A 7,461-nucleotide genomic window follows, 5' to 3' on the forward strand; every position below is an offset into this window, starting at 1 on the left:
CCGGGTCGAGCCCGCGGACCGGAGCATCGAGGCGTTCATCGCCGGGATGCCCAAGGCGGAACTGCACGTCCACCACGTCGGCTCGGCCTCGCCGCGCGTCGTCGCGGAGCTCGCCGCCCGGCACGCCGGGAACTCCAAGGTGCCGACCGACCCGGCGGCGCTCGCCGAGTACTTCACCTTCACCGACTTCGCGCACTTCATCGAGGTCTACCTGAGCGTCGTGGACCTGGTCCGGGACGCCGAGGACGTCCGCGCGCTCACCTACGGCGTGGCCGAGGACATGGCCCGGCAGAACATCCGGTACGCCGAGCTGACCATCACCCCGTACTCCTCGGTCCGCCGGGGCATCCCCGACGTCGCCTTCATGGAGGCCATCGAGGACGCCCGGCTGCGCGCCGAGAAGGAACTCGGCGTGGTGCTGCGCTGGTGCTTCGACATCCCCGGCGAGGCGGGGCTGGAGTCGGCCGAGGTGACCGCCCGGCTGGCCACCGAGCTGGCCCCCGAGGGCCTGGTCAGCTTCGGCCTGGGCGGCCCGGAGATCGGCGTGCCGCGCCCCCAGTTCAAGCCGTACTTCGACCGGGCCCGGGCGGCCGGCCTGCGCAGCGTCCCGCACGCGGGCGAGACCACCGGGCCGGAGACGGTCTGGGACGCCATCCGGGTGCTCGGCGCCGAGCGCATCGGGCACGGCACCCAGGCGGTGAAGGACCCGGCGCTGGTCGACTACCTGGGCGAGCACCGCATCCCGCTGGAGGTCTGCCCCACCTCCAACATCGCCACCCGGGCCGTGGAGCGGATCGAGGACCACCCGATCAAGCGGATGGTGGACGCCGGGCTGCTGGTGACGGTCAACAGCGACGACCCGCCGATGTTCGGCACCGACCTCAACACCGAGTACGCCGTGGCGGCGCGGCTGCTGGGCCTGGACGAGGCCGGGGTGGCCGGGCTGGCCCGCAACGCGGTCGAGGCCTCCTTCCTGGACCGGGCGGGCAAGACCCGGCTGGCCGGGGAGATCGACGCCTACCTGGCGGGCTGGCAGCGGGCGTAGGCGCCCTTGAACCGCCTCTGAACAACCCCCTGAACCACCTCCGCACCACCTCCGCACCGCCCCTGAACCGCCCCGTCGACCTCCGGTCGGCGGGGCGGTTCCGTGGTTGGCGCCAGACGGTGCCGACCCCGTCCGGGCGATGGCGCCAAAGTGGTGCCAGAAATGGCTCGACATGGCGCCAGCCCTGTGCCAAGCTATCAGCCATGGACCTCACGCCCTACGTGGAAAACCTCCGGAACGAACTCGCGGTGGCCGCCGCCACCGGCGGGGAGGAGGCCCGCGCGCTGGCCGAGCGGCTGACGCTCCCGCTGGAGTCGGCCGTGCGGCTCACCCTGCTCAACGCGCTCTCGGCCGCGATGGGCGAGGTCACCCGTGACCTCGCCCCCGGCTCGGTGGACGTGCGCCTGCGCGGCGTCGATCCGGAGTTCGTGGTGACGGTCCCGCCCGGCTCGGGCGCCTTCCACGGCGATCCGGCGCCGCTGGCGCCATCCGTGGCGCCACTGGCGTCGACGATGGCACCGGCGGTGCCTCCGGTGGCACCGTCGGGGGTGCCTTCCGGGGTGGAGGCGGACGAGACGGGCACGGCCCGGATCAACTTCCGCCTGCCCGCCCACCTCAAGGCCAGGGCGGAGGAGGCCGCCGCCGAGGCCGGCCTCTCGCTCAACGCCTGGCTGGTCCGGGCCCTGGCCGGTGCGCTCGAGGGCGGCGAGCCGGCCCGCCGCCCGGCGGCCGATCCGGGCAACCGGATCGCGCGCAGCATCGGCGGCGAGGGCTTCACCGGCTGGGTCCACTAGCACTTCCGCAGTACCGGGAACGTCTGCACCACCTTCTGCACCTTCGACGTCACCCCCGCTCCGACCAGCGGGGACACCTACACGAGTCAAGAGGACGGGACAGCCATGCCTACGTACGAGACCGACGGACCGATCTCCGCCATCCTCGAGTTCGACATCGGCTCGGTCCGGATCAAGGCGAGCAAGCGCACCGACACCGTGGTCGAGGTCCGGCCCGCCAACCCGGCCAAGGAGGCGGACGTCAAGGCCGCCGAGCAGACCCAGGTCGACTTCTCCGGCGGTCGGCTGGGCATCAAGGCCCCCAAGCAGCGCTCCGTCTTCACCAACAAGAAGGGCGCGATCGAGGTCCTGGTCGAGCTGCCGATCGGCTCCGAGGTCCACAGCGAGTGCCCGATGGCCGAGTTCATCACCGAGGGGCCGCTCGGCGCCTGCCGGCTGAAGACCTCGCTCGGCCGGATCCAGGTCGAGCAGGCCGACAGCGTGCGGCTCGACAGCGGCTTCGGCGACGTCCGGCTCGGCGGGACGGCCTGGGACGCCGAGGTGACGGGCGCCGGCCGGATCGAGATCGGCTCCGTCGGGGGCCGGCTGACGGTCAAGAACAGCAACGGCGACACCGAGATCGACGAGGTGCGCGGCGAGCTGCGCGTCAACGCCTCCAACGGTCGGATCCACATCGGCGCCGCCGAGGGCAACGTGGACGCCAAGGCGGCGCACGGCCACATCCGGGTCGACCAGGTGGTTCGCGGTCAGGTCACCCTCCAGACCAACGTGGGGGACGTCGAGGTCGGCATCGCGGAGGGCACCGCGGCCTGGCTCGACGTGCACAGCAAGGTCGGCGGCGTCCGCAACGACCTCGGCCCCACCCAGGGCCCGGGCGACGCCGTGGAGACGGTCGAGGTGCGCGGTCGCACCCAGGTCGGCAACGTCATCGTCCGGAGGGCGTGATGGCGGCCCGCTCGACGACCCCGGCGATCTCGGCGACGGCACTCACCAAGTCCTACGGGGACAAGGGGGTCCTCAAGGGCGTCGACCTGGAGATCCCGGCGGGCAGCGTGTTCGCCCTGCTCGGGCCCAACGGCGCCGGCAAGACCACCACCGTGCAGATCCTCTCCACCCTGATCCCCGCCGACGGCGGCTCGGCCCGGGTGGCCGGGCACGACGTGGAACGCGAGGCCGACGCGGTGCGCAGGGCGATCGGGGTGACGGGCCAGTTCTCGGCGGTGGACAACCTGCTCACCGCCGAGGAGAACCTGATGCTGATGGCCGACCTCAACCACCTCCGCCGTCGGGAGGGGCGGAGGCGGGCGGAGGAGCTGCTGCGGCGCTTCGATCTCACCGAGGCCTCCCGCAAGGCCGTCACCACCTTCTCCGGCGGCATGCGGCGCAAGCTCGACCTCGCGATGACGCTGGTCGGCGACCCGAAGGTGATCTTCCTGGACGAGCCGACCACCGGGCTGGACCCGCGCAGCCGGCGCACCATGTGGGAGATCATCCGGAGCCTGGTCGCCGACCACGGGGTGACGATCTTCCTCACCACCCAGTACCTGGAGGAGGCCGATCAACTCGCCGACCGGATAGCCGTCCTGGACGGCGGCCGGATCGTCGCCGAGGGCACGGCCGAGGAGCTGAAGCGGGTCGCCCCCGGCGGGCGGATCCGGCTCCGGTTCGCGGACGCCGGCTCGCTGGCCGCCGCCGCCGCGCTGTTCGACTACGCCACGGTCGACGTCGATGCACTGCGGCTGGAGATCCCGGGGGACAACTCCGTCCTCACCGTGAAGGCGGTGCTGGACGCGCTCGACAACGCGTCCGTGCAGGCCGAGTCGCTGGTCGTGGAGACGGCGGACCTGGACGACGCGTTCCTTCAACTGACCGGGGAGGGCGTGCGATGAGCATGGCCACGAGTACGGCCGGCCACGCACTCAGCGACTCGCTGACCATGCTGCGCCGCAACCTCAAGCACGCGCTGCGCTACCCGTCCCTGACCTTCGCGGTCGTGGTGATGCCGGTCATGATGCTGCTGCTCTTCAACTACGCCTACGGCAGCGCCCTGGGCGCCGGCATCGGCGGCGGCCACTACATCGACTACGTGACGCCGGGCATCGTGCTGATGGCGGCCACGTCCGGGTCGCTGGTCACCGCGATCGGCATCTGCACCGACATGACCGAGGGGATCGTCAACCGCTTCCGCACGATGGCGATATCGCGCTCCGCCTTCCTGGCGGGGCACGTGGTCGGCAGCGTCATCCAGACCATGATCGGGTTGGTGCTGGTGATCGGCGCGGCCCTCGCGATGGGCTTCCGGCCGAACGCCGGGCCGGTGGAGTGGCTGGCCGCCATGGGTCTGCTGCTCTTCCTCACCATCGCCCTGACGTGGATATCGGCAGGCATCGGCCTGGTGGCCAAGACGGTCGAGAGCGCCAGCAACATGCCGATGCCGCTGCAGTTCCTGCCCTTCATCGGCAGCGCCATCGTGCCGACCGACTCCATGCCGACGGCGATGCGCTGGTTCGCCGAGTACCAGCCCTTCACGCCCATGATCGAGACCCTGCGCGGCCTGCTGATGGGCACCGGGATCGGCACCAGCGCCTGGAGCGCCCTGGCCTGGTGCACCCTACTGACGCTGGTCGGCTACTTCTGGTCGCGGAGCGTCTTCCACCGGCGGTGACGGGGGTACGGCCGGTGGGCCGGGCGGCCCGGACGACGGAAAACCCGTCGGCCGGGCCGACCGGCATTCACGTGTAAAGTCCCGGCAAAGGGCAACTCCGGGGGGAGCAAATGACGGTGGCGCGCCGCAGGCAGGTCGTGTGGTGGCTCCGGGGTGCGGCGCTGGCGTCCGCCCTGGTCTACCTCCCGGGGTACTTCGCCTCCCGGCAGGGCGGGCTGGTCGAGGTCGAGCGCCGGCTGAACCACCCGGTGCTGCTGCTGGGGACGGCGGTCGCGCTGGCGGTGGCCTCGGCCGTGGCCCAGGTCGAGTTCCGCACCAGGTGGGCGCAGATCGGCTGCGCGGCCGTCCTGTCACCGCTCCTCTTCATCGGGGCGGCGGTCGGGGCCCTGGCGTACTACTTCGGTGGGGACGGCCGGCTGGTCGCCCGCACGCCCGACCCGAACCGCGCCGACCACGTGCTGAGCGTCACCGACGTCGCCTTCTCGATCGATCCGGTCTACCGGGTGGAGCTGCTGACCGGCAGCGGCTGGTCGGCCCGCCACTGGGGCCTCGGCACCTGGGAGGAGCACGACGGCTTCGTCAGGGCCGAGTGGTCCGGTCCGGGCCGGATCACGGTGACCTTGGAGAAGGAGATCGAGGTCTTCACCGTGGGCGAGGACGGCGCGTTGGGCGGCCTCTCGGTGACGCCGAGGCAGCGGTAGGTCCTGCCGGTCCCGACTACCCCAAGAGTCCCTGTAGTAACGTCCGCGCCAAAGATCGGCAAAGAAACCGTCGGGGGTGAGGGATGACAACGGTGCGCCGCAGGAAGATCGCGTGGGGACTCAGAGCGGTGGCGTTGCTGGCGTTGCTGGCGTGCGTGGCGGGCTGGCGCGAGTCCCGTTCGGGCGGGTTGGTGGTGGTCGCGGAGTGGTTCGACCGCCCGGTCCTGCTGATCGGGTCGGTGCTCGTGCTGCTCGTGGCCTCGCTCGTCGTCGAGCTGGGGTTCGGCACCAGGACGGGGCAGCTCGTCTGCGGCCTCGGCCTGGGGGCGCTGGTCTTCTACGTGCCGGTCGCCTTCCTGGCGAACCTGTTTCCCCCCATGGACCCGCCGCGTCGGGAGGCGGCCCCGGGCCGCCCGGACCGGGTGATCGTCATCACGAACCTGGGCGGCTTCGATCCGATCTACCGGAGTGAGCTGGTGTCCGGTTCCGGCTGGTCGGCCCGCCACTGGGAACTGGACTCCTCGAGGTACGACACCAGCGTCAACTGGTCCGGTCCGGACCGGATAACGATCGACAGGGGTATCGAGCTCACGGTCTTCGACGTCCTCCCGGACGGCAGTCCGAGCGAGCCGCGGGAAGAGCCCCTGCCTCCGAAGCACTGAAGCCGTCCGGCTCTCCTCCGGAAGGCGGAGGAGAGCCGGGCCGTGCGTCCTGGTGGGGAAGGTGTCACCAGGTGTCGATGCCCATGGTCCTGGCCGCGCTGTGGATGGCGTTGTAGTGCGGGATCGACATGTCGGACTTCTTCTGGTTGGCCGGCAGGTTCCGGTCGGCGGTGCGGAACTCGTCGCGGGCCTCGGCCAACAGGCTGGTGCCGTGGGAGACCGGGACGTCCTTGGTGCCGTGGGCCGGGTGGGACTTGGCGGCGGTCTTGCTGCCCGCGTTGATCAGGGTGTTGCGGGCCTGGTTGTAGTCCGCGACCTTGACCGTCTTCGGGTTGCGGAGCTCCGCCCGCACCCCGGCCGTCGACGGCGCCTGCTCGGCGGCCAGGGCGGCCGGAGCGGCAGCGGCGGTGAGCGCGCCCGTCACGATGACGGCCGCGAGGGCGTTCCGAAGGGTCCTGTGCATGAGGGTGTCCTTCCGAGAAAGAAAAGCGTCAAGGATTCGCCCCCTCCTGAGCAGCGAAACGGTCGGGGTGCGAACGCTTCGGCACTACCCCGGCTCCTGGCGGCGGAAAACCGGCTTCCGCTCGGGAAGTTCGCTGACGATGAGATCAGGCCGTTTTCCGATATTGCTCCAATATGATTGGCGCGGTGGAGAGATGGGGCGATCACCGCCCCCGGTGTCGCTCCTTGGCCTGCCGTCGAGCGGCGGCCCGCCGTTCGAGCGCGGCTTCGGCGGCACGGCGCTTGGCAGCAGCGCGGTTGAGGTGGCCGGACTCCTCATGGGCCCGGGCCAGCGCCTCCTCGGCCGCGGTGCTCAGTGGCCGGGTCGCCATCTCCCTGGCGGCTTGCCGGGCGAGCCGCTTGGGATTCACCGACGACCGCTGCCGCGCCCGTCCTTCGAGGGCCGCCTCCGGCGCCGCGAGCGCGGTCTCCAGCAGCCCGCCGAAATCCCGGCGGACGAATTCCAACAGTTCCGCGTTGCCCGGTTCGGCCCCGAAGACATGGCGCGCCGCGCGGACCCCTCGCGGGCCCGCGATCTCCAGCACCCCGACCCAGAACGGGCCTTCGAAGAACACGGTGAACGTGCTCGGCATGGTGCGGGTTCCTCCCATGGTTGTCATGCCGTGTCCCGCGCACGCGGTCGCGCGCCGGGAGGGAACGCACCGGACACCCTGGGAGGGAGGTTACTGACCGCCGGCCACCGCCGACGGCGCCCGGACTACCGACCGGGAACTGTGATTTCGTGTGCTCCGTACGGGATCGTACGGGTACGGCCGGCCCGGGCGCACGCGGTTTTCTCCGACGGGGCGGGGCGGGGCGGGGCGGGGAGGCGAGCGACTGGCTCACCAACCCCTCATATGACACTCGGAAGGCACGATCACCCGCTTCTCCACCGCTGCCCTGCTGGGGCGGGGAACTACCTGTTCACGCTCTTCGCGGCGGCAGTGCATTCGCGATGCCCGCGGCCTGACGCGGAGTCGCTGCTGTGGGATGGGAAACGCGGAAGGGGTCCGGCACCTGGGTAGGTGCCGGACCCCTTCCGACTGTGGAGCGCCAGGCCCGGGTTGCACGGACTCTTCCTACTGAAAGTAGG

9 protein-coding genes are annotated in these 7,461 nt (G+C 71.3%); 7 read left to right on the forward strand and 2 right to left on the reverse strand.

The window, feature by feature from the left end; genetic code table 11:
- The first annotated feature begins 25 nt into the window (after positions 1-25).
- The 7 genes from ACZ5OX_RS25640 to ACZ5OX_RS25670 all read left to right on the forward strand — a co-directional run bounded on the left by ACZ5OX_RS25640 (position 26) and on the right by ACZ5OX_RS25670 (position 5,867).
- Positions 26-1,045 carry an adenosine deaminase gene (locus tag ACZ5OX_RS25640; RefSeq protein WP_465633444.1) on the forward strand — a complete coding sequence of 340 codons (1,020 nt, stop codon included), beginning with the start codon at positions 26-28 and terminating at the stop codon, positions 1,043-1,045.
- 203 nt (positions 1,046-1,248) lie between these two features.
- Positions 1,249-1,839 (forward strand): toxin-antitoxin system HicB family antitoxin, encoded by a 591-nt coding sequence (locus ACZ5OX_RS25645; protein WP_465633274.1) that lies wholly within the window; start codon positions 1,249-1,251, stop codon positions 1,837-1,839.
- A gap of 105 nt (positions 1,840-1,944) precedes the next feature.
- Positions 1,945-2,784: a DUF4097 family beta strand repeat-containing protein gene (locus ACZ5OX_RS25650; protein ID WP_465633276.1), complete on the forward strand. Its 840-nt coding sequence runs from the start codon at positions 1,945-1,947 to the stop codon at positions 2,782-2,784.
- The gene (locus ACZ5OX_RS25655) at positions 2,784-3,728 is read left to right on the forward strand and encodes an ATP-binding cassette domain-containing protein (RefSeq protein WP_465633278.1); all 945 of its coding nucleotides are present in this window, start codon (positions 2,784-2,786) and stop codon (positions 3,726-3,728) included. Before ACZ5OX_RS25650 ends, ACZ5OX_RS25655 begins: the two co-directional genes overlap by 1 nt.
- On the forward strand, positions 3,725-4,504 hold the full coding sequence (locus tag ACZ5OX_RS25660; protein ID WP_465633280.1) for an ABC transporter permease: 780 nt from the start codon (positions 3,725-3,727) through the stop codon (positions 4,502-4,504). The genes ACZ5OX_RS25655 and ACZ5OX_RS25660 overlap by 4 nt, the downstream gene beginning before the upstream one ends.
- Before the next feature lie 116 nt (positions 4,505-4,620).
- Positions 4,621-5,205 carry a hypothetical protein gene (locus tag ACZ5OX_RS25665; protein ID WP_465633282.1) on the forward strand — a complete coding sequence of 195 codons (585 nt, stop codon included), beginning with the start codon at positions 4,621-4,623 and terminating at the stop codon, positions 5,203-5,205.
- Between the two features lie 92 nt (positions 5,206-5,297).
- Positions 5,298-5,867 carry a hypothetical protein gene (locus ACZ5OX_RS25670; RefSeq protein WP_465633284.1) on the forward strand — a complete coding sequence of 190 codons (570 nt, stop codon included), beginning with the start codon at positions 5,298-5,300 and terminating at the stop codon, positions 5,865-5,867.
- 64 nt (positions 5,868-5,931) lie between these two features.
- On the opposite strand, the gene ACZ5OX_RS25675 is transcribed toward ACZ5OX_RS25670, so the two are convergent.
- Positions 5,932-6,330, reverse strand: coding sequence for a hypothetical protein (locus tag ACZ5OX_RS25675; protein WP_465633286.1), 399 nt, complete (start codon positions 6,328-6,330; stop codon positions 5,932-5,934).
- Between the two features lie 202 nt (positions 6,331-6,532).
- Positions 6,533-6,961, reverse strand: a complete 429-nt coding sequence (locus tag ACZ5OX_RS25680; RefSeq protein WP_465633288.1) for a YjdF family protein — start codon at positions 6,959-6,961, stop codon at positions 6,533-6,535.
- Between the last annotated feature and the right edge of the window lie 500 nt (positions 6,962-7,461).

It is taken from the genome of Kitasatospora sp. NPDC032121, from assembly GCF_055580145.1.